This window comes from Treponema sp. OMZ 788, assembly GCF_024181245.1.
Classification (GTDB): domain Bacteria; phylum Spirochaetota; class Spirochaetia; order Treponematales; family Treponemataceae; genus Treponema_B.
In genome coordinates this window covers 2,785,375-2,806,835 of record NZ_CP051199.1, presented here as the reverse complement: position 1 = coordinate 2,806,835, position 21,461 = coordinate 2,785,375, and the positions used below count along the sequence as shown (strand labels likewise).

Sequence of the window (21,461 nt, the reverse complement as noted above, 5' to 3'; positions counted from 1 at the left end):
TTTTATTTTCTTCCGGCTTGAACCAAGGTTACAGCCGAGGTGGTGATTATGTCATCTATCGAACAGCCTCTGGAAAGGTCGGATATTGGTTTTGCAAAGCCCTGGAGGAAGGGACCGAGGGCCTCTGCTCCGGCAATTCTTTGTACCAGTTTGTATCCGATGTTTCCGGCTCCAAGGTCAGGGAAGATCAGGGTATTGGCCTGTCCCTTGACGGGAGAATCGGCGGCCTTCTTTTGCATAACGGAAGGAACTATAGCACAGTCCAACTGAATTTCTCCGTCAAAGACAAAGTCGGGCTTTCTTTCCTCTAAGATTTTTACGGCTTCGCGGACGCGTAAAATATTTTCATCCTTGTCGCCTCCGGAGCCCTTTGTAGAAAAGGAGAGCATCGCAACAACGGGTTCAACTCCTGCAAAGGTTCTACAGCTCATGGCAGCAGAGCAGGCAATGTCGGCCAGCTGTTCCGAGCTGGGAGTAGGAATTACGGCACAGTCCGAAAAGATAAAGACTCCGTTTGCTCCGAGTTTGGGATTTTTTGTATCCATCAAAAAACATGAAGAAGCGGTTTTCATTCCGGGAAGAGTTCCGATAACCTTTAAGCCTGCACGGAGAACATCAGCTGTTGTGTTTAAGGCTCCTGCAACCATTGCATCTGCCTTATCTTGAACGAGCATCATTGCGGCAAAGCCGAGTTCTGCACTCATATCTATTTTAGCCTGTTCGAGTGTCATGCCCTTGGCCTTTCTTTTTTCGTAATAGCTTTCGGCAAAGGAATCAAGCCATTCGGATTTTTTCGGATCAATTACCTTAATCCCGTCCAGCTTTACTCCTGCCTTAGAAGCGGCAGCAGAAACAGCCTCATCAGAACCGATTAAAAAAAGTTCCGACACCAATTTTTCATCTACGATAGATCGGGCTGCTTTAAGAGTTCTTTCTTCAGTACCCTCAGGCAAAACAAGACGGTTTGCGTACATTTTTGCCTTTCTTTTCATTTCGTCTACAAAACTCATAACTTTATCTCCTATTTTTTTAAGTTTCCAACTATTGTAAAAACAGTGCCAATTATTGTAAGAACGGTAGCAACAAATGAAAGGTAAGGCATCACATTATATAAAAATGCATTGGAGCTCGCCGTTATTATTGAACCGGGGAGAACATAATCTTTTTTATTGGCTTTTTTACCTGAAACATCTTTAATTTTTACTGATGATATAGCATTTCTCTGTAAATCAAAACCGCCAGCCAAAGCTATATAATACTCATATGTCTTTCCTGGAACATATGGATAAGCACCAGGCCTAAGAACGGCTCCTATGACGATTACAGTTTGTTGCAATACCGGTACTACAATTACATCGCCTCGTTCCAACACTATTAATTCATTATAATCTATGTCATAAAAAATTCTATTAAAATTAGTATATACTTTTTCACCATTTCGCATCAAATAAGCATTTTTTGTATCCGAAAGCGGGGAAAATTTGCCTCTATATGACCTAACAACTGATACTAAATCTGCCCCTTCTGTAAAAGGAATATGTGTAATACCCGATCCTGCATCCAATATGATAGATGACTTAAATTCCATTTCATTAGGAATATGTACAATATCATTATTATTAAGTTTAAATGGTGCTATGCTTTCTTTATTTTCTATTTTGAAAAAACTTCCTACAGGGAAATCTTCTGTTTTATTATTTCTAGTTACAGTAATTTTAGATATATCCGTAAACTCTTTTAGACCTCCGGCATAAATCTCAATAAGATCTTTTAAATTTTCATTTTCTAACAGTTCATAGACCCCAGGCCGTTCAACACTGCCGCTTATCGTTACCCTACGCTCAACTCTTTGAATAACAACTGTATCTCCTGGCCGCAAAAAAGGATTTTGAGAAAAATCACCATTACGTGAGGCTTGAAAAAGATCATATTCTTTCTTATTTCCTTCTACAGATATGACTTGAATATTTCGGCTGGAAGAGTAAGTTGTAAAAAAATTTTTAACAACAGACGAGAGCCTTGTTAAAGATGATACTCTAACCTCCCCAGAAGATATGACTTCGCCCTTTACGGCAACAGTAAAAACTGCAGGTTTTATCATAATAAGCTGAACACCGCTTAAAGGATAATTCTGCCTTATAATATCCTCGACTCGTTTCTTAAATTGAGTATAAGTTAGACCATTTACAGAAATAGTTGCAAGATTCAAAATCTTTACATTGTAGGAGATGTCTATTATAAGCTTAACCGAAACAGGCTTATCACGCAAAACAAAAGCAAGTTCATATACGTCTCCTGCAGATACCAAGTAATTAGGATTAGACATTGCTATCTCTGCACTTAAAACTTCATCCACAGCTTTAAATTGTAATGATGCATCCTGTGAAAAAACAGCAAGATGAATAATCAAAATAAAAGCAATTATAAATCTAGTTTTTTTCATTATTCTTTCCCCTTAATTTTCTCATTGCCTCTGGATCTTGCCTTATAGTATTAATAGCATTAAGTAAAAATGCCAAAAATATAGAAAAAAACAAGGCTGCAAAAGTAAAAATTATGGATAGTTTACCTCTACTGGGATCTGATTTTAAATCCGGCACCTCAGGATATTCTAAAACTTGTAATATCGGAGTATTGCTATTTATCTTAATTTTAACCATTTCATATTGAGCCTTTAATTGAGCATAAATAGCCTTTTGTGCAGATAGTTCTGCTCCAAGTTTTTCGGCATCAATACCAACAGAAGGTATATTATTATCATAAACATTCATGGAAGCAGTCTCAAGTCTTTTTAATTTCTCCGTAATATTGTCTATTTCTCCCAAAACATTTTTTATACTCTTTTCAAGATTTTTCTTTTTCTATTCTATCTTTATCCAAACCAAGTTCAATAAATTTATCATCATAGTATTTAACACAAAACATAACTACTTTTTGTGCAAATTCCGGATCTATATCTTTAAATCCTATTTCAAAAACACCAGTTTTATCATCGAATTTAGTTTTTAGGTTCTTTGACAAAGCTTTACGGCTTTCTGCTTTTAGATGTTTTTTTATATTATATCTTTCAATTAAATCAAACTCTTCAACCACGCTATCCAAGAACGAATTTGTAGTTGCCAAAAACATTGCCAGGCGGCTATAAGTTTGACCTACAGCAGTCCCCCCCATTAAACCGGCAAGACTACCTAAACCTGTCGACTCAAGTTTTCCTGCTAAATTTCCTCCTTTAGAATTGGAATCGTTTATAAGCATAAGAGCCTTAGGCATATACACATTAGGTAAATAAGACTTTTCAGGCGGCAGTTTTAAAGAAATTAAGGAATACGTAAAAATAAAAACCGCTGCAAAAAAGGTAGTAAATATTATCAGCTTCTTGTATTTTAGTAATACGGCAAATAAGTCAATTAAACTTATTTCATCATTTGTGTTTTCTTGAATATCCATAGAATTGTAATTTTAGCATTTTTTTTGATTTATGTCTAGCAAAATGCCGATACTAAAAATAAAGTTTTCAAGCCTCAAACTCTAAACTTACCTCGCCCGAAACCAATTCATTTTTTTTGCCATCCTTAGTTTCCATTATAAGATGACCCAAATCGCTGATTCCCAAAACCAAGGCTTCATAGGGGGAACCGGCAAAGGGCAGAACCATCACTTTTTTTCCTGTAAGGAGGGATAGGCTTTTATATTCTTCCATTAATTTGCTTTGAGAATGCAGGCCGTAAAGGGCTTCTATCAGCCTCGATATAATAGAAGAAGCTAGGGCATTCCGGCTGAAAGAAGAGACTTCTTTAAACGGGATACCGGCTTTGCCGGAAAGTGAAAGAGTCTCACTAAAAAGTGAGCCGGCCTTGTTTTTGAGTTCGGGAGGAAAATTCGAGTCTTTTACGTTGAGGCCTATGCCTATAATTACGGCTTGCACTGAGGAAGTTTCCATATCGATAATTCCCTCGCTTAAAATGCCGCAGATTTTTTTTCCGTTAAGATAGATATCGTTTACCCATTTTATTTTTGGAGCAAAGCCCAGTTCCTGTAAACAGCGGCAGATGACTACTGCCGAAATTGCCGTGTAAAGACTTGGATCGGGAGCTTCCCTATTATCTTTTACCCGAATTGAGGGGGAAAAAATAAGACTAAAATAGAGGCCTGCTCCTTCAGGTGAATAAAAGTTTCGCGAAAAGCGGCCCCTTCCGGCACTTTGGTGCTCAGCAAAGAGAAGAGTTCCGTGGAGCAGCTCTGAATTGCTGCAAGAATTCAACCTCCTTTTCGCCTCGGTGTTTGTAGAATCTATCGTCTTAAAAACCTCGATTTTACCGCCGCAAACAGATTTCGCAAGGCCGGATAAGTTCTTTTCGATAAAAAAAGCGTTTAACACATCGGAAGAAGACTTTAGGACATAGCCTCTATTTTTTCCGCCTTCAATATCATAGCCTTCACCCCGCAGTTTTTGTACGGCCTTCCAAACGGAAACCCGCGAAAGCCCCAAGCGCAAAGCAGCTTCTTCACCCGAAAGAGGTTTTCCGTTTTGTTCTATCAGCATATCCAAAAGGATATCGCTCGTTGTCCTTGATATAAGCTCTCCCATAAAACCGAATTCTAGCATATTTTTCCTTTTTTTTCTATTGCAACCTTTTGGGAACGGCCTTGTCTATAATCTTATAAGGTGAAAAAATGTTTTACAAAGAATACATAAACTATATTGAAAGCGATGATTGGGAAACAGTACATAACTCTTTTTCAGTCAAAGCTCCCGAAAATTTTAATTTTGCTTATGATATAATAGATAGAATGGCTAAGGAAAGCCCTGAAACTGAAGCCCTCGTCTGGTGTGATGAAACCGAAGAAAGGATTTTTTCGTTCGGAGAATTGGCAAAACAAATAAATAAGACAGCCAACTTTTTTAAGGCGATGGGAATAGGAAGAGGCGACACGGTTTTGCTTTTTTTGAGAAGAAGATACGAGTTTTGGTTCGTTCTTCCGGCTCTGCACAAGATCGGAGCCATAGCCGTCCCTGCGACGGTTCAGCTTGCAGCCCACGACATTGAGTACAGAATTCAATCCGCCAATATAAAAATGGTCATGGCCGTACAAGAAAAAAACTTGCAGGAAGAAATTCAAAAGGCTGCCGAATCAGCCTATAATAAGCCCCTTCTTGTTTGGGTACATGACGAGATGGAAGGCTGGATTTCCTTTGATAAGCTTGTAAAAAATATGAGCGATGAGTTTACGCCCCCCGCAGGAGAAGCCTATCCTTGCGGAAAAGACATAGCTCTTTTGTACTTTACTTCCGGCACTTCGGGTAATCCCAAAATGGTAGAACATAATTTTCTATATCCGCTCGGACATATAGCAACGGCAAAGTTTTGGCAAAATGTCAAAGAAGGCGGAAGGCATTTAAGCGTTGCGGAAACAGGCTGGGCGAAAGCCATGTGGGGAAAAAATCTACGGGCAGTGGCTTTGCGGCTGTTCCGTCTTTGTGTACGACATGAAAATGTTCATACCTAAAAACATGCTCGAAAAACTATCGAAATACAAAATAACTTCATTTTGCGCTCCGCCGACGGTTTACAGATACTTAATCCGCGAAAATATAGAAGACTATGATTTATCTTCTCTCGAAGAGTGCACAACGGCTGGCGAAGCCCTGAGCATGGATATTTTCAACACCTTTAAAGAAAAAACCGGATTGGAGCTGCGCGAGGGCTACGGCCAAACGGAACTTACCCTCACAACCGGCACCTTCCCGGGAATGAAAATAAAACCCGGCTCGATGGGAAAACCTGCCCCCGGCTATGAAATAGATATTATCCGCCCCGACGGTTCTTCTTGCGAGGCAGGAGAATCGGGAGAAATAATTCTGCGTCTGGATAAAAAAGTTCCCTTCGGAATGTTCGGCGGCTATTATAAAAATGAAGAAAAAACGGCAGAAGTTTTTAAGGACGGAGTTTATCACACGGGAGATGCAGCCTATAGGGATGAGGACGGCTATTTTTGGTTTGAAAGCCGAACCGATGACCTTATAAAAAGCTCCGGCTTCCGTATAAGCCCCTTCGAGGTGGAATCGGTTTTGCTTCAACACCCGGCTGTTTTTGAATGTGCGGTAACCGGAGTTCCCGACCCAAAAAGAGGACAGGCTGTAAAGGCCTTTGTTGTTTTAAACAAAACGTACAAGCCGAGCCAAGCCTTGGAAAAGGAGCTTATGTTCTTTGCAAAGAAAAATGCAGCCCTTTACAAGGCTCCGCGCTCTCTCGAATTTGTAGAAGCCCTGCCTAAGACCCACAACGGAAAGATAAGCAGAGCCGCCATAAGGAGTCAAAAGGCTTGATAAGGCCTAACTTGACATAGAAGCCCTAAGCAAGTACACTTTAGGCAGCATAGGCTTAAAACGGCCTATTTAAAATGAAATACCTTGTTCTTTTTTAGGAACAATAAAAATTAGCGAAAAATTGACGCAAAAAAGGAGTTTATATGAGAAGAGTTGTAATTACAGGCCTCGGTGCCGTAACCCCCATAGGAAACACTCTTGATGAAACATGGGAAGGAATCAAAGAAGGTAAATGCGGAATCGGAAACATTACCCAATTTGATTGTTCCGATTTTAAGATTCAGATAGCGGCAGAGGTAAAAAACTTTGACGCTTCACAATTTATGGATAAAAAAGATGCCCGTAAAATGGCTCGGTTTACTCAATTTGCCGTAGCCGCGGCTTCACAAGCGATGAAGGACGCAGGCCTTTCAAAAGAAACCATCGATGCAACCCGCACAGGTATAATACTCGGAAACGGTATAGGCGGTTTTGAAATCTACCAAGAAGCCTTTAAAAAATACTTTCAAGTCGCTCCCGACCGCATTCCTCCCATGACTGTTCCCCTTCTTATTCCTAATGAGGCAGCCGGAAACATAAGTATGCAGTTTGGTATAAAAGGCCCGTCTTGGACATTGGCCACAGCCTGTGCCTCAGGTACCGATGCCCTCGGAAACGCCTTAGACCTCGTACGCTCAGGCCGTGTAGATGTTTGCGTTTCGGGCGGAACGGAATCCACAATTACAGGTTTCGGAATAAGCGGCTTTACAATTTTGCAAACCCTCGCTTCGGGCGATCCGGCACAGGCTTGCTGCCCCTTCGATAAAAAAGCGCTCAGGCTTTGTAATGGGTGAGGGCTCAGGCATTCTCATCCTCGAAGAATATGAACACGCAAAAAAAAGAGGAGCCAAAATATACGCAGAGTTTGCAGGCTATGGAGCCTCCTCCGATGCCTACCACTTAACCAGCCCCGATCCTTCAGGAGACGGAGGAGCATTGGCCATCACAAACGCACTCGCCGATGCAGGCGTAAAACCTGAAGAAGTTCAATACTATAACGCTCACGGAACTTCAACACCGATCAACGACCCTGCAGAAACTGCCATGATTAAAAAAGCCTTCGGAGACCATGCATATAAAATGAAGGTTTCTTCTACCAAGTCGATGATAGGTCACTGCTTAGGTGCCGCAGGAGCTCTTGAAGCTATTTTCTGTATAAAGGCAATGGAAGAAGGATTTTATCCCCCGACCATCAACCTAACCGAACCCGACCTTGAAGCAGGCTGCGATTTGGACTATGTTCCGAACAAGGGCGTCAAAGGCGAAATAAACTGTGCCGCCTCAGGCTCCCTCGGTTTCGGAGGCCACAACGGTGTCGCCGTCTTCAAAAAAGATAAAGTAAGGGCTTTTTAAAAAGCAGTAAACGGATGAGATAAAACCGTTCAAAATGTATGGACTTCCGACATTTTGAACGGTTTTTTGTTAGTTGAAAAAGGACAGGTTTTGATGTAGGATATAAATAGGGCTGATTTATGTTATGTGAACTGCCTTCCGGACAGCATTTGCTAAAATAGGAAACAGAAAGTGGAAAACTTTATTAAGTATTGCATATTTTTGATAAATTCAGTTGACTGTGTCATATCACAAAATACAAAAAAATAACCGTATAGAAAAATTTGATACAATATGCTATAATCAGAAATAAGATTTACTTTTGGAGGTTTTATTATGGAAACAGCACTTGCTAGAGTAACAGCCACAGCTGTAGCACTTCCATACGAAGACAGGGTTGAACTCCTCTCAGTTTTAGTAAAATCTATAGCTAAACCTGTAAGCCATGACTCAAAAAAAGAAGATAAAAATTGGTCTAAAATGCTTGACTCTTATACAGGATGTATGGGTGGACTTTGGGCAAACGAGGATCCTGTTGAATATCAGCGGAGATTGCGCGAGGATAGAATAATTGGCTGAGTGTGTTTTTGTTGATACAAACCCGTTGATTTATCTTCTTGATAATGTACAGCCATTTGTTTTACCCGTAAAAAAATTTCTTCTGAGATATAAAAATTTAAATGCAGAATTTTATACCTCGACAGTTACCGATGCTGAATTTTTTGTAAAACCGATAGAAGAAAACCAGTTGGATAAAATTGACTTGTATAAGAATTTTCTTTTAAATTTTGGTTTTCTGAAATGCTATATAAACGATGCGATTGCTGAACGAGCTGCAAAAATACGTGCAAAACATAAAGGCGTAAAATTGGGTGATGCATTACAGTTGGCTTCAAGTATAGAATGCGGATGCAATTATTTTCTTACAAATGATGCACATCTAAAACAAGTTGTGGAAGTTAATGTTGTATACATAGGTGATTTGTAAAAAGGTACACATAAAACCCGCCTCAACCTAACATTGCGTACAAGCCGCAAATGCAGGTTAAGCGAATATTCAGCTATCATTTTATCATTTATCTGCCATACTGCATAGCCATGCTGAGTTAGATCTTTGCTATGGCTTTTACTCTGTAACTATGGGTACATTCTCTGGCTTGTAGACACAAATGCTTTTTTCTTACTTGAAAAAAATAAGGTATTGATGTAGGATTAAGGATGAAGAAGTTTTGTTAAGAATATAATCTAAATAGGAGACAGCAAAAATGGATAATTGTATATTTTGTAAAATTATTAAGGGCGAAATACCCGCAAGTAAGATTTATGAAGATGATGATTGCTTAGCATTTTTGGATATTCAGCCTGTAAACGCAGGCCATGTATTAATAATTCCCAAAATACACGAACAATACATATATAAAATCGATGACAAGATAACATCTAAAATGTTTATGGTAACAAATAAAATTAACAAAGCAATACGCCAATCTAAAATAAAATGTGAGGGTATTAACTATTTTTTAGCAGATGGAGAAGCAGCCTTTCAAGAAGTGAGCCATGCTCATATACATTGTTTCCCAAGATATAAAGATGACGGATTTAAACTACAGTTTTCTGAAAGGTACTATAATCACAAACCGAATAGAGAAGAATTAGAGAGTGTAGCTAAGGAAATACGAGAAAATTTGTAAAGCAAACAGTGATGATAAAATAAAATTATTTTTATCTTATTAAACATATCAACTAAATATGGAGACAAATAAATGTTAACTGATGCTATTGAACGAGAAAAAGATAAAATTTACGAAGAATTCAACAATGAATTTCCTTTAGAAAGAGTACGAAATTTAACTTTGGAAGAATATACAAATACAGAAAGGAGTAACTCATTTTGTTATTGGGTTGAGAAAAAAACAGAAAAGCTCGGCTCGATATGGGGCGGATCAGCTTATAAATTTGGAATATTTAAAATAGGCGGTAAAATAAAGGGAAGAAATGGAACTTTATCAGATAATGAATATGCCTGGTATAATAAATATGGAAAAGATCGACAGGAAGCCTATGAAAATGTACATTCAAATATTATAAAAATTATTGAAGCAGCTCAAAATGGTAATTTTGAAGCAATAGATTTAATTGATTTAGGAGACGCATATAAATGGAAAATTGCTTTTTTATACTCTAATAAAAAACTGCTAAATATTTATTTGTCAAAAGCCATATTATATTTGGCAAATAAATATGATGGAAGTTTTACTATAAACAGTCCTATTTCAAAAATGCAAGAAGTTATACTTTCGAACTGCGATTCTAAAAAAACTGTATGGCAAAAAGGTGAGGAATTATGGAGTATTTGGGAAAATAGCCCTGAGGCAAGAAAAGATAATCCTGAGCAAGAAGAGGATGAATCTGATACAAATGATTTAATTCTCAAAACAAATATACAAAATTACAAAAACTTCCTTAAAAAGCATCACAATATAATTTTACACGGTGCTCCCGGAACGGGGAAAACATATCTTGCAAAACATATAGCAGAACTCATGAATGCAGAAACGGAATTTGTTCAGTTTCATCCAAGTTATGACTATACGGATTTTGTTGAAGGCCTAAGGCCTGTAAACAATGCCGATAAAACTAACATGATTTTTGAGCGTAAAGACGGTTCCTTTAAGGCGTTCTGTAAAAAAGCATTTCGGAATTTACAAGATAGTAAAAAATCTATTCATGAAGTGCAGCAAGAAGTTTCTTTCAAAGATAAATTCTTTGAATTGCTTGATAAGATACGTAATGAAGAATTGAAAGAATTGCAGCAAAGGACAAACATTCCTCTGGATATTTTACAAGTAACAGATAATGATAATATTATTGTAAAAACGAAATCTTCCGAAACAGAAAGAACATATACCGTTTCTTACGAGCGTCTTGAAAAACTATCAAAGGTATTTGTTGATAAACAAAGTTTGGATAATATAAAAAATATTGATAAAGAATTTAGAAATGTGATAGGAGGTTCTCACGCTTCCGCATATTGGGCTGCATTAAATTGGATTTATACAAATCAAAATTCTTCAAGTATTTCGGAAATCTCCGAGCCTATAAAGCAAAAAGATTTTATTTTTATTATCGATGAAATAAATCGCGGAGAAATAAGTAAAATTTTTGGAGAACTTTTCTTTTCCGTTGATCCCGGTTACCGTGGTGAAAAAGGACTTGTAAAAACACAGTATCAGAATCTTGTTGAAACAGGCGATATTTTTGAAGACGGCTTTTATGTTCCCGAAAATGTTTACATCATCGGTACAATGAACGATATTGACCGCAGTGTTGAAAACATGGATTTTGCTATGAGACGAAGGTTTGCTTTTAAAGAAATTACAGCCGCTCAGAGTGCAGAAAATTTTGAACTTTCAGAAAACACAAAAAAACGTATGGAGAGCCTCAACAATGCAATAAGCAAAATTGACGGTCTTAATTCTGCATATCATATAGGAGCTGCTTACTTTAAGCAACTGGATGACGGCATGGAAACTTCTGATGAACTTTGGGAAAATTCTTTGCATGATCTTCTTGTTGAATATTTAAAAGGAAATGGAAATGAAGAAAGCAATCTTGAATTATTAAAGAATGCTTTTGATATGATAAATATTGAATAATTTTTATGGCTATTTTTAAGACTACTGATAATAACGGCGGCAAACAGTTACAAGCCATTAATCAAGAATATGGAGAAATTGATTTTAAAGCTGCCGTAAGTGATATAAAAAAAATTTCAAATAAAACGCTTGCAGAACTTTCAGTGGAAGAAAACCTTTTGATATTTCCGACAAAGTTGGAAGATTCCGCAGATTTACTAAAAGACTCAAAACTCGGAAACCTTTCAAAATCGGATAATGAAAAAGATTATATCTTTTATACGGAAAATGTGGCAGGCTTCGTTGGCATAAATGATACGGATATTTCCATAACCTCACGATTTGCAAAAAACGAAGAAGATTTTTTTCTTCATTACATGATTCAAAAAGTATTAAATCTTAATATTACAAATCTCAGTTTTTCATCTTCACAAGAAAATGTATTAAATTTACTTATTTATATATTCCCTCGGCTTTTGCAAAAAGCTCTCTCTCAAGGCATGTACAAAGAATATAAAACTTTTCATAAAAATGATGAAAACGTCAGGGGAGTCATTGAGATTTCCCGTCATATTCAAAAAAATATTCCGTTTGAAGGAAAGATTGCATATAAAACAAGAGAATATTCTTATGACAATACAACAACAGAACTTATACGGCACACTATTGAATACATCTCAGCCAAAAAAGACATTGCCGGTATTTTAACTTCTTCCCAAGAAATTCGTGATGCCGTAAAAACAATCAAAACGGCAACACCGCTTTACAATGCAGGCGAAAGACAAAAAATAATAGCTTCTGCCATAAAAAAACAAAACCATCCGTATTTCACCTATTATGTTCCGTTAAAAAAATTATGTATACAAATTCTTCAAAGGAAGAAAATAAAATTTTCAAGAAAAAAGAATCGTGTATACGGTATTTTATTTGATGTTTCATGGCTTTGGGAACAGTATCTTGCAACAATATTAAAACAAAGCGGATTTATTCACCCTGAAAATAGAAAAGGAATCGGTTCAATATCTGTTTTAACCAATAACATCGGCCGCTTTATTCCTGATTTTTATAACGATGATTTTGTGCTGGATGCTAAATATAAACCTTTTGACAAAAGGAATCCGCCGTCCGATGATTTAGCCCAAGTTATAGCCTATATGCATATTTTAAAAACTATGAAGGGAGCTTACATATATCCATCTGAAAATGAAAATGCAGAAATTTTAAATGAGTTAGGAGAAATAAAGGGAATGGGAGGAATGCTTTACCTATGTCCTTTTTATATTCCGCAAAATTGCAGTACTTTTTTCGAATTTTCAGAAAAAATAAAAAAAATGGAAGCAAAATTAGTAAATATAAATGAAAATGGATATAACACCAATTAAAGGATATATCTTGACACCATCTATAACACCATGTAGAATATAAACCTGGCTCAATGGGAAAAATTTATGACGATTATAGGAGACATTCAATGAAAAAAATATCGTTTGAATTAATCAAAAAAATTGATTTTGTGTTAATTTTTATTTTCTCGATTTTAGGAATTGTTACATGGGTTATTATTATGATAAGTATATTTGACCCATTCAGAAGCCGCCGCAGCGTATCAAATGAAGTCGCGATTGTTGAAGACGAAACTAAAGAAGAAATACGGGAATATATAGAATTCAATGAAAAGATAAAAGATGTTTTTATTTTTAATATTAAAAGTTCTAAAATAAAAGCCGACGGACTGTATGATGATATACCTAAAGTTTCTCTTAAATCCGGCCCAAGTTTTTCGGCAAAATCCGGTAATGAAGGAATTACCAACTTAATTTTTATAAAAGATAAAAATTACGAAGAGTATAAACTATTTGAATCAAATATTTTTATATATAGATATCGATTTGCTGAAAGCTCAAACAGAAATAACATTTCTTGCGATAAAAATATTTATGCTGTTGTAAATGAAGACACAAATAACGATAAAACTCTAAATACAAAGGATAATGTAGCCTTATATGTTTCCGGTTATGACGGTAAAAATTTAATTCAAATTTCAAACTCGGTATACAAAGTTATAATTATAGACAAGAACCAACTTTTGTTTACTGAATATGACGGAACTCTTTTGACATTTTTTTTGTATGATATTGATTTAAATAAAAAAACAAAACTAAGATCAATCGAGCAAGAATGTCCGGAAAAGGAGATTTATCTATAATTATTAAGAGTATTAAATTGAGGAAAAAAAATGAAAAATCTTAAAAATTTACTTTTATTGTTATCGTTATTTCAGATCTTTTCATGCAGTTATAATAATATAGTAAGTATAATAGCTCCGCATGAGGAGATAGAGATTGCAAAAGAATATATATCTAAATTTAAAGAAAAAGATTTTAACTTTATATATGAAAATTCAGATGAAAATATAAAAAAACAGCTTACGCAAGAAACATTTAATAATATTGAAACACTCATCCCAAATTCAAAAGTAAGTAATATTATAATGTTAGGCACACATAAAAAAATACTAAATGGGCAAACTTATTATGAGTTTTTATTTGAATATGAATATCAAAATAAAGAATTTCGAATTATATCCTTAAACTTTAAAAAAGAAAACACACTAATACTACAGGGCTTTCGTATAACAGCAGCTCCTGATTCACAAAAAAACATAAACAAATTCACATTAAAAGATAAAACATGGAAACACATTACTATTCTTTTACTCGCAATTTTAATGCCGTTATACTCCATATTTATTTTTGTTTTATGTATAAAAACTCCTAAGTTCAAAAAGAAAGTATTATGGTGTATTTTAATCTTGTTTGGCATATTTTCTGTCTCAATAAACTGGACGACAGGCAGCGTGAATTTATCTTTTTTTGCTGTTTATTTTTTATCTGCATCAGCAATGGCAGCAAGCCCATATGCAGCATGGAATATAAGTTTTTCAATACCTTTGTTTGCAATTTTATTCTTATTTAAAAGAAAAAAACTTATTAAAAATAAGCAGACGCAAGCCTGATTGAAAAACACTGTTTTTTATGCTATATTGTTCTCATACTTTAGGATTAGATTATGGAAGAAAAATTTTCTACACTTTGTTCGATTTTAGACAAAAATCAGCCGGTACTTGTACAAACTCATGATTTTCCCGATCATGATGCAATAGGGGCAGCCTATGCTCTTTCAAAACTTTTAGAAAATCACGGCTATACAACCGAAATAGCTTACGGAGGTCTTGTTCAAAGCCTTCCTTTAATTGAATTCGTCAAATACCTAAATCACCCTCTTTTAAAAGTAGAAGAAATTGAAGACCTTAAAAAATATCAAGTGATAATTGTAGACGGCTCTCCTTTTAAGGCTACGGTTTCAAAAGTTGCAGGAATCCTAAAAGCCGTTATCGATCATCATCCCCCGCGAACAAAATCGGCAGCAGAATATATGGACATAAGACCTGAAATGGGTGCCTGCTGCTCAATTATCTGGTCTTACTGGAAAGAAAGCGGCAAAGAATATGACGGAATGACAGCCACAGCGATGATTGCAGGCATTCAGCTTGATACATCTTTTTTGACAAGAAGGGTAAACCCTCTCGATATGGATGCCTATTATGAGCTCTATTTTAAATCCGATGTTCAAACAATGTATCAAATGATTAAGACGACAATCAACATCGATGAGCTTGAAGAAATAGGACGAGCATTTACCGATTACTTTCAGATAGGTAATTTTTTGCTTGTAGAATTGGGAGAAGACTACTCAAGAGCTCTTTTATCTGTGCTTGCCGATTTTTTGATTTGGATAAAAGATATTTCGTTTGTTATCGTAATAGAAACGAGCGGCACCGAATACAAACTGTCGGCCAGAAGCCGCGATAAAACTCTCGATGCAGGTTATCTGGTTAAGGAAGCCCTTAACGGTATTGGAAGCGGAGGCGGACATGCACACATGGCCGGAGGCGTAATTCAGCCGAAAAAATATCCCGGAAAAAAAGTACTTTTAGGCTCAATCGTTGAGCTTGCAAATTCAGACAGAAAGGAATCACTGTGGACGAAAATAATGAAAAAACTTTAAAGCGTATTCTTTTAAAGGACCGCGAAATTATTCTTTTAGGAACAGCACATGTTTCTAAAGAAAGTATTAAGGATGTTGAATCTACAATTCGAAAAGAAAATCCCGATTGTGTATGCGTCGAATTGGATGAGGGCCGTTACAAATCTTTAACTTCAAAAGATGCGTGGCAGCAAATTAATATTTCCCAAGTATTGCGGGAAGGCAAAGGCTTTTTACTTCTTGCAAATTTGGTTCTAGCGTCTTTTCAAAAAAAACTTGGAAGCGACCTCGGCGTAAAACCGGGAGATGAAATGAAGGCCGCAATCGAAGTTTCTCAAGAATTAAACATAAAAACCGAGATGGTAGACCGTCCTATCCATACAACACTAAAAAGAGCTTGGGCAAAAAACCGGGGCTGGGGCAGATCAAAACTTTTGGCAACCCTTTTAAGTGCAGCCTTTTCCAACGAAAAACTTGAAGAAGGCGAAATTGAAAAATTAAAAAATCAAAGTGCAATGGATAACATGATGCAGGAAATGGCGGAATACCTTCCTAACATAAAAGGCGTTTTAATCGATGAAAGAGACCGTTATCTTGCATCAAAAATTTGGGAAAGCAGCGGAAAAAAAATCGTTGCCGTCTTAGGTGCAGGCCATCTTCCCGGAACGGAACGCTTTATAAGAGAACTTGAGGCTGGCACAAAAACAACAGATGTTTCCGACATTGAAGTAATTCCCCCTAAAAGTACAGGCAGTAAAATTGCCTCGTGGATATTTCCGGTAATTATAATCGGCTTAATCATTCTCGGCTTCTTTAAAGGCGGCGGAATAAAAACAGGTCAAATGCTATTATCATTTGTTCTATGGAACGGAGGTCTTGCGGCCATAGGGGCCTTAATTGCACTCGGCCATCCTCTAGCTATTCTAGCTTCATTTTTAGGAGCACCATTTACCACAATAAATCCGCTTTTAGGCATAGGAATGATTTCGGGACTAGTACAGGCTTGGGCAAAAAAACCTCAAGTCAAAGATATGGAAAACCTCACAAACGATGCAGCAAAATTTTCAGGCTGGTATAAAAACAGAATAACAAAGGTTCTTCTTGTTTTTATACTTTCATCTCTTGGAAGCTCCATAGGAACATTTATAACTGTTCCGGCTCTTATTGCTAATCTGATTAAATAAAAAACTGGGGCTATAAAAAAGGAGGGGAACCCCTGTGGGAGGTTCCCATTATGAAAAAAAAACTAAAAAATGGAAAAAGGCGCCGATCAGAATCGAACTGATGAATGAAGGTTTTGCAGACCTGTCCCTTACCACTTGGGTACGGCGCCGAAGTTTCAATATTATATCAAAAAATACAAACTTTGACAAGGGCTTATAGCAATTTTAATAAAAAAATAGTATAATAAGCATTATGTTTGAAATGAAACCCATTATCACAAAGACAATATTTAAAAACAAACCTCATTATATACTTACATGGTCGCCGCTTACAAAGGCCGATAAATACAAAATAAACCGTGCAGTTCCTGCCGTTTCGGGAGTGTACGAATTATATAAAATGGATAAGGAAAAACATCTAAATCTTTTATCGGTAACTCATGCTTGGTACGGCGGTTTAAGAAGTAATATTCGGGAAGCGATAGAACCCGATACAAAAACAGATCCTGAAAGAAGAAAAATATTGGAAGATGATGATATAGAGCTTTATTACAGATATTCATGTTCCGACTGTTTTGGAGATCTGCTGGATGTTGTTTGGTTTTTACATTCAACATATTTTCCTGACGATATTCGTGTAGAATCATCAAAACGATATGAAAATTTTTTCCTTACGGAAAGAGCTCCCGATAAGGTTTACTGGCTGGAATAAATAAACTTATGAAAAAAAAATTCTCCCTTACAAAAAAGAATCTTCTATCTTTGCTATGTGTTTTTGTATTAACTGTTAATTTAAATTCAAATTCTGCATTAAAAAAACTGCCTAACTTTTACGATAATGTGCCGAGTGAAAAACTGGCTTCCGATATAGTAGAAAACATGACCGATGAGGAGCTTTTGGCTCAAACATTTATGTTCGGCTGGGCCGGGCAAGATCCCGGAGATTTGCTTTTATCATGGATTGAAGAATCCGGACTGGGAAGCATAAAAATATTCGGCTGGAATACCGGCGACTCGCACAAACTTGCAAAATCCATTTCGCTCTTACAAAAAAAATCACTCGAAGGAAGATTCGGTATTCCTCTTTTTGTTGCAACCGATCAAGAAGGCGGATGGGTACGGCATGTAAAGGGCCTGACCTCCGAAACTCCCGGTAACCTTGCAATAGGAGCATCAGGCAGACCTCAAGACTCCTACTATTCCGGTTATTATATTTCAAGAGAAATAAGGGCGCTCGGTATAAATTTAAATTTTGCTCCTACCGTAGATCTTTTAACCGATCATGACTCATCAATCATAGGCCCTAGGTCCTTCGGAGACTCTCCCCATGCTGCAGGAATCTTAGGAGCAGCCTTCGTAAAAGGGAGCAGGGATGCAGGCGTACTTACAACAGCAAAGCATTTCCCTGGCCACGGAGATACAAGCATCGACAGTCACGGCCGTCTGCCTAAAATAAACATATCCGAAGAAACCTTCCGTAACAGGGAGCTGATTCCTTTTAAGTATCTGATAGATGCCGGCGTTCCTGCCATTATGACAGGCCACCTAAATTTTTCATCAATCTTACCAAATGGAGAGCCGGCAACATTTTCTAAATACCTTTTAACGGATATTCTACGCGGAGAACTAGGCTTTAAGGGCCTTATCATTACCGACGACATGATGATGCATGGAGCTATGAATTTTGCAGGAGGAATTGCAAATGCCGTCAAAATGGCCTTAGAAGCCGGAAACGATATAATAGAATCCTCTACAACTCCTCGGCACTATCAAGCTTTTTGGAAAGATAATATCAGAGCAATGCGGAATGATCCTCAATTTAAATCAAGAGTAAAGGATGCGGCTTTTAGAATTTTAGTTGAAAAATTAAAATATTTTAAAAGCGATAACCATGTTCCCATTCTGCCCGATATGGAAAAATTGCATGATAGCATCCCCGACAAGGAAGGCCAAAAATTCTTTTTGAGTTTGGCAGGGCGCTCAACCACAATAGTGCGCGATGCGGCTATTCCTTTTAAACCTGAAGAAAATGAGGATATTCTTCTTGTATCTGCCTATAAAGATTTTTTTTACACACGGATTAAAACGCTTTCCCAAGGCAAAAATAATAGAAGTCGAATCCGCCCATCACCATGCACGCCGATTTGATACAATAATTTTTTGTCTTTCAGATAAATACTCCTTAAGTATTCTGCAAAAAATAATGAATAAATACCCTAAGAAAAAATATATAGTTATCTCTGTTTTGTCCCCGGCATTCTTGGCAAAGGTTCCTCAGGCCGAAACGGCTATTGCCATTTACAGCTATTCGCCGGCCTCCTTTACCGCAGCATTCGGAGCTCTTTGCGGAGATTTTAGTGCCGGAGGAAAACTTCCTATTTCGGGAATCAAATAATGAATTGCACTGCCGTTCATCTTACAAATAAAAATATAAATATCTTCATCAATAGCATTCTGCCCTATGAGCACATATGCGTAAATCTTGCCGAGTGTCTGAAAAAACAAAAAAGATTTTTTGATACAGAGCAAAATCTTTTTAACTTTATAAAGGCGGATGCTTTTTTTTCACAGAATCAAGAATTTATAGGTATCTTATTTTTGGCTGCCCATGGTGTTTTACTCCACTGTTTTCCTAAAAATATTACAGAAGAAATTAAACAGTACATCAAGAAAGATTTTTTAAAGCACACAAATCCGCTTTCTGTTATGGGAGAAAAAAATACTTCAATCTATTTGGAAAAATTAATAAATGAAAGTCTATCCCTTGTACCGGAGCGGTTTGAAGATTATAAACTCCTTACACTAACAAATAAACCGGCTTCATCAAATATTTTTTGCATACGGGCTTCAGATAATTTGAATAGCAAGTTGGAATTTATAAAACCTCCGATTGAAGATACTAAAATCCTCTGCCCAATGGAAATAGAATACAATGAAACCGAAGTATTGGCCCCCGGAATAAAAGCCTCCCGCAGCTCCTGCCTAAAACTTTTAAAAAAAAGAATAAACAGCCATGCTCTTTATGCAGTAAAAAAAGAGGGCAAATATATTGCAAAGGCCTGTATAAACGCATCCGGATTTTACTGGAATCAAATAGGAGGGGTCTTTACACTGCCCGAATGTAGAAATAAGGGTGTGGGAGCCGCGAATATGATGATGCTGATAAATGACAGCTTCCAATACAAGAAAAAATGTGCTCTCTTTGTAAAAATTAAAAATCAGGCAGCAAGACAAATGTATAAGAAAATAGGCTTTAAGGAATTTTGCGAGTTTAGAATTTCATATTTTTAAAAATTCGCTAAAAAGAACATTGCCAACAAGGAAGCATATCTTGCTTTTTCTTCAGATATAATTTCAACCTTTGAAAGACGCGTAACATAATACCAAAAAAATCCGAAGTCAGGATCAATACGGAAAGCATACTCTACAAACGAATCCGTCTTGACCAAGTCTCCAAAAAGAAGAGCAACAACATCATGTAAAATTGCAAAACACTCTTCAAAAGATTCCTTATATACTGCAGAATTTTTTGAAGTCATAAGTTTTTCACATAAAGAATTTATCCTGTATAAGGTATCTTCCTTACTTTCCTCATCGTCTTTTTCAACCCAGGTTTTTTGAACAAGGAGCTGAATGTTTTTCATAAAACTTTCTATCAAATTTTTTTCGGTATCAATCTTGGTTTTATCCGTATAAATTTCAAAAGATGCACCTCGGCCGAAGGCCTTGGATATTTTTAAAGCCGATGATACGAGCTCACTATCTGCAGCATCTATAAATTTAGGAATTTCAAACACTGCTATTTCTTTTACTTCAGGAGACATTAAAAATTCATCATTAAATATCGGATCAACCATAATTATACATTGCTATTTTATCAAGATTTTGTCAATACCCTTAAAAGAATTTTATCTATTTTTTTTACAGCAACAGGATTTTTCCAATACCAGCAATGCCTGTATTTTTTAAAAAATATTAAAAATCGTATTACTATTCTGATTAAAAGGTATGCAATTTGAACTGTACCAATAACAATGGAATATTCTAAAAAAACAAAATAAAGGAAGCAGCTTATAGGCACAAGTAAATCAGGTAAAGACTCTTTAGTCTTATCCGCTGTTGCCGAAAGAACCGATTGAATAAAAAATACATTATAAAATGTAATAATCATAGTTTGTATAAATATAGGAGCTTGAACTTGCCAAACCAAAACAGCCCCTAGAAAAGCGGAAAAAACAAGATGCAAAAATAAGCGTACAGTCAATTTTTTAGTCTTTAAAATAGTAATGATGCCTGTAACAAAAGCGGCAGCAAAACCTGCAATCATAATTATATAAATAATACTTAATCCTAAAACCACAGGCTGGACACTATAATCTCGAATAGTTTTAAATGACGCAAGAGCCGTCATGACGGCAATTGTCATAACACCTTCGCTTGTGCTGAATGTTGAAAACTGCATCACTCCATTTTTAAAACGGCCCCAAAATGTACCTATCTGCCCAACATATAAAAACTGATATACAAAAAAAAGCAAAAAAGGATTTGTAACCCTAAAACAAAGCATTAAAGTACCGGTAAGAAGGCCTGTAACAAAGCTGTCCAAAAAATGGTCAAAATATTCTCCAAGCGGGGAACCTGTCTTTGTCCGCCTTGCCTGTACTCCATCAGAATAATCTCCTACAATATAAGTCCAAGAAAAAATAGGAATCAGCCACAAAAGCCTATAAGCATCATGCAAATAATTTACATAAGCTAATGCAAAAGAAACCAATATAAAGCTATTAGAGCAAATTGTTATTATATTAGCAGGAACAGACTCAGGTAAAATCCTTACAAGAGGAAAAACAAAACATTTATAAATCAGAGGACTAAGTAAGGACTTGTCCTCTGCACTGTATGAGTAATTTTCCATTA

Annotated in this window: 18 protein-coding genes, 1 tRNA gene and 3 pseudogenes; 14 read left to right on the top strand and 8 right to left on the bottom strand. The window is 36.4% G+C overall.

Annotated features, from left to right (window positions below):
• Nucleotides 1–2 precede the first annotated feature (2 nt).
• The 5 genes from pta to E4O00_RS13915 form a co-directional block, all read right to left on the bottom strand.
• The gene (gene pta / locus E4O00_RS13935; protein WP_253677941.1) at nt 3–1,010 is read right to left on the bottom strand and encodes a phosphate acetyltransferase; all 1,008 of its coding nucleotides are present in this window, start codon (nt 1,008–1,010) and stop codon (nt 3–5) included.
• An 11-nt stretch (nt 1,011–1,021) separates the two neighbouring features.
• Nucleotides 1,022–2,443 carry a polysaccharide biosynthesis/export family protein gene (locus tag E4O00_RS13930; RefSeq protein ID WP_253677940.1) on the bottom strand — a complete coding sequence of 474 codons (1,422 nt, stop codon included), beginning with the start codon at nt 2,441–2,443 and terminating at the stop codon, nt 1,022–1,024.
• The gene (locus E4O00_RS13925) at nt 2,430–2,825 is read right to left on the bottom strand and encodes a hypothetical protein (RefSeq protein WP_253677939.1); all 396 of its coding nucleotides are present in this window, start codon (nt 2,823–2,825) and stop codon (nt 2,430–2,432) included. Before E4O00_RS13925 ends, E4O00_RS13930 begins: the two co-directional genes overlap by 14 nt.
• 19 nt (nt 2,826–2,844) lie before the next feature.
• Nucleotides 2,845–3,447 (bottom strand): GumC domain-containing protein, encoded by a 603-nt coding sequence (locus E4O00_RS13920; protein ID WP_253677938.1) that lies wholly within the window; start codon nt 3,445–3,447, stop codon nt 2,845–2,847.
• Between the two features lie 67 nt (nt 3,448–3,514).
• A complete protein-coding gene (locus tag E4O00_RS13915) occupies nt 3,515–4,588 on the bottom strand; it encodes a biotin--[acetyl-CoA-carboxylase] ligase (RefSeq protein WP_253679748.1) in 1,074 nt (357 codons plus the stop codon).
• Between the two features lie 86 nt (nt 4,589–4,674).
• Between E4O00_RS13915 and E4O00_RS13910 the strand changes: the two are divergent.
• The 11 genes and pseudogenes from E4O00_RS13910 (at nt 4,675) to E4O00_RS13860 (ending at nt 16,565) form a co-directional block, all read left to right on the top strand.
• Nucleotides 4,675–6,328: pseudogene (locus tag E4O00_RS13910) on the top strand (AMP-binding protein).
• 143 nt (nt 6,329–6,471) lie between these two features.
• Nucleotides 6,472–7,720 (top strand): annotated as a pseudogene (gene fabF / locus E4O00_RS13905) (beta-ketoacyl-ACP synthase II).
• A gap of 315 nt (nt 7,721–8,035) precedes the next feature.
• Nucleotides 8,036–8,278: a hypothetical protein gene (locus E4O00_RS13900; protein WP_253677937.1), complete on the top strand. Its 243-nt coding sequence runs from the start codon at nt 8,036–8,038 to the stop codon at nt 8,276–8,278.
• A complete protein-coding gene (locus E4O00_RS13895; protein WP_253677936.1) occupies nt 8,271–8,687 on the top strand; it encodes a type II toxin-antitoxin system VapC family toxin in 417 nt (138 codons plus the stop codon). The genes E4O00_RS13900 and E4O00_RS13895 overlap by 8 nt, the downstream gene beginning before the upstream one ends.
• Nucleotides 8,688–8,964: 277 nt before the next feature.
• Nucleotides 8,965–9,390, top strand: coding sequence for an HIT family protein (locus E4O00_RS13890; protein ID WP_253677935.1), 426 nt, complete (start codon nt 8,965–8,967; stop codon nt 9,388–9,390).
• A gap of 72 nt (nt 9,391–9,462) precedes the next feature.
• Complete coding sequence (locus E4O00_RS13885) at nt 9,463–11,355, top strand: McrB family protein (protein ID WP_253677934.1); 1,893 nt, start codon at nt 9,463–9,465, stop codon at nt 11,353–11,355.
• 5 nt (nt 11,356–11,360) lie between these two features.
• On the top strand, nt 11,361–12,716 hold the full coding sequence (locus tag E4O00_RS13880; RefSeq protein ID WP_253677933.1) for an McrC family protein: 1,356 nt from the start codon (nt 11,361–11,363) through the stop codon (nt 12,714–12,716).
• A gap of 89 nt (nt 12,717–12,805) precedes the next feature.
• Complete coding sequence (locus E4O00_RS13875; protein ID WP_253677932.1) at nt 12,806–13,540, top strand: hypothetical protein; 735 nt, start codon at nt 12,806–12,808, stop codon at nt 13,538–13,540.
• Nucleotides 13,541–13,570: 30 nt separating this feature from the next.
• Nucleotides 13,571–14,350 carry a hypothetical protein gene (locus E4O00_RS13870; RefSeq protein ID WP_253677931.1) on the top strand — a complete coding sequence of 260 codons (780 nt, stop codon included), beginning with the start codon at nt 13,571–13,573 and terminating at the stop codon, nt 14,348–14,350.
• 53 nt (nt 14,351–14,403) lie between these two features.
• Entirely contained in the window at nt 14,404–15,402 is a 999-nt protein-coding gene (locus E4O00_RS13865; RefSeq protein ID WP_253677930.1) for a DHH family phosphoesterase, read from the top strand.
• The gene (locus E4O00_RS13860) at nt 15,375–16,565 is read left to right on the top strand and encodes a TraB/GumN family protein (protein WP_253677929.1); all 1,191 of its coding nucleotides are present in this window, start codon (nt 15,375–15,377) and stop codon (nt 16,563–16,565) included. Before E4O00_RS13865 ends, E4O00_RS13860 begins: the two co-directional genes overlap by 28 nt.
• 77 nt (nt 16,566–16,642) lie before the next feature.
• On the opposite strand, the gene E4O00_RS13855 is transcribed toward E4O00_RS13860, so the two are convergent.
• A tRNA-Cys gene (locus E4O00_RS13855) sits at nt 16,643–16,714 on the bottom strand.
• Between the two features lie 83 nt (nt 16,715–16,797).
• Here E4O00_RS13855 and E4O00_RS13850 point away from each other — a divergent pair.
• The 3 genes and pseudogenes from E4O00_RS13850 to E4O00_RS13840 all read left to right on the top strand — a co-directional run bounded on the left by E4O00_RS13850 (nt 16,798) and on the right by E4O00_RS13840 (nt 19,835).
• On the top strand, nt 16,798–17,256 hold the full coding sequence (locus E4O00_RS13850) for a hypothetical protein (RefSeq protein WP_253677928.1): 459 nt from the start codon (nt 16,798–16,800) through the stop codon (nt 17,254–17,256).
• Nucleotides 17,257–17,264: 8 nt separating this feature from the next.
• Nucleotides 17,265–18,939, top strand: a pseudogene (locus tag E4O00_RS13845) (glycoside hydrolase family 3 protein).
• Nucleotides 18,939–19,835, top strand: a complete 897-nt coding sequence (locus E4O00_RS13840; protein WP_253677927.1) for a GNAT family N-acetyltransferase — start codon at nt 18,939–18,941, stop codon at nt 19,833–19,835. Before E4O00_RS13845 ends, E4O00_RS13840 begins: the two are co-directional and overlap by 1 nt.
• Here the strand turns inward: E4O00_RS13840 and E4O00_RS13835 are convergent.
• The gene (locus E4O00_RS13835) at nt 19,832–20,401 is read right to left on the bottom strand and encodes a hypothetical protein (RefSeq protein WP_253677926.1); all 570 of its coding nucleotides are present in this window, start codon (nt 20,399–20,401) and stop codon (nt 19,832–19,834) included. The genes E4O00_RS13840 and E4O00_RS13835 overlap by 4 nt on opposite strands.
• Nucleotides 20,402–20,421: 20 nt before the next feature.
• A complete protein-coding gene (locus tag E4O00_RS13830) occupies nt 20,422–21,459 on the bottom strand; it encodes a CDP-alcohol phosphatidyltransferase family protein (protein ID WP_253677925.1) in 1,038 nt (345 codons plus the stop codon).
• Nucleotides 21,460–21,461 lie beyond the last annotated feature (2 nt).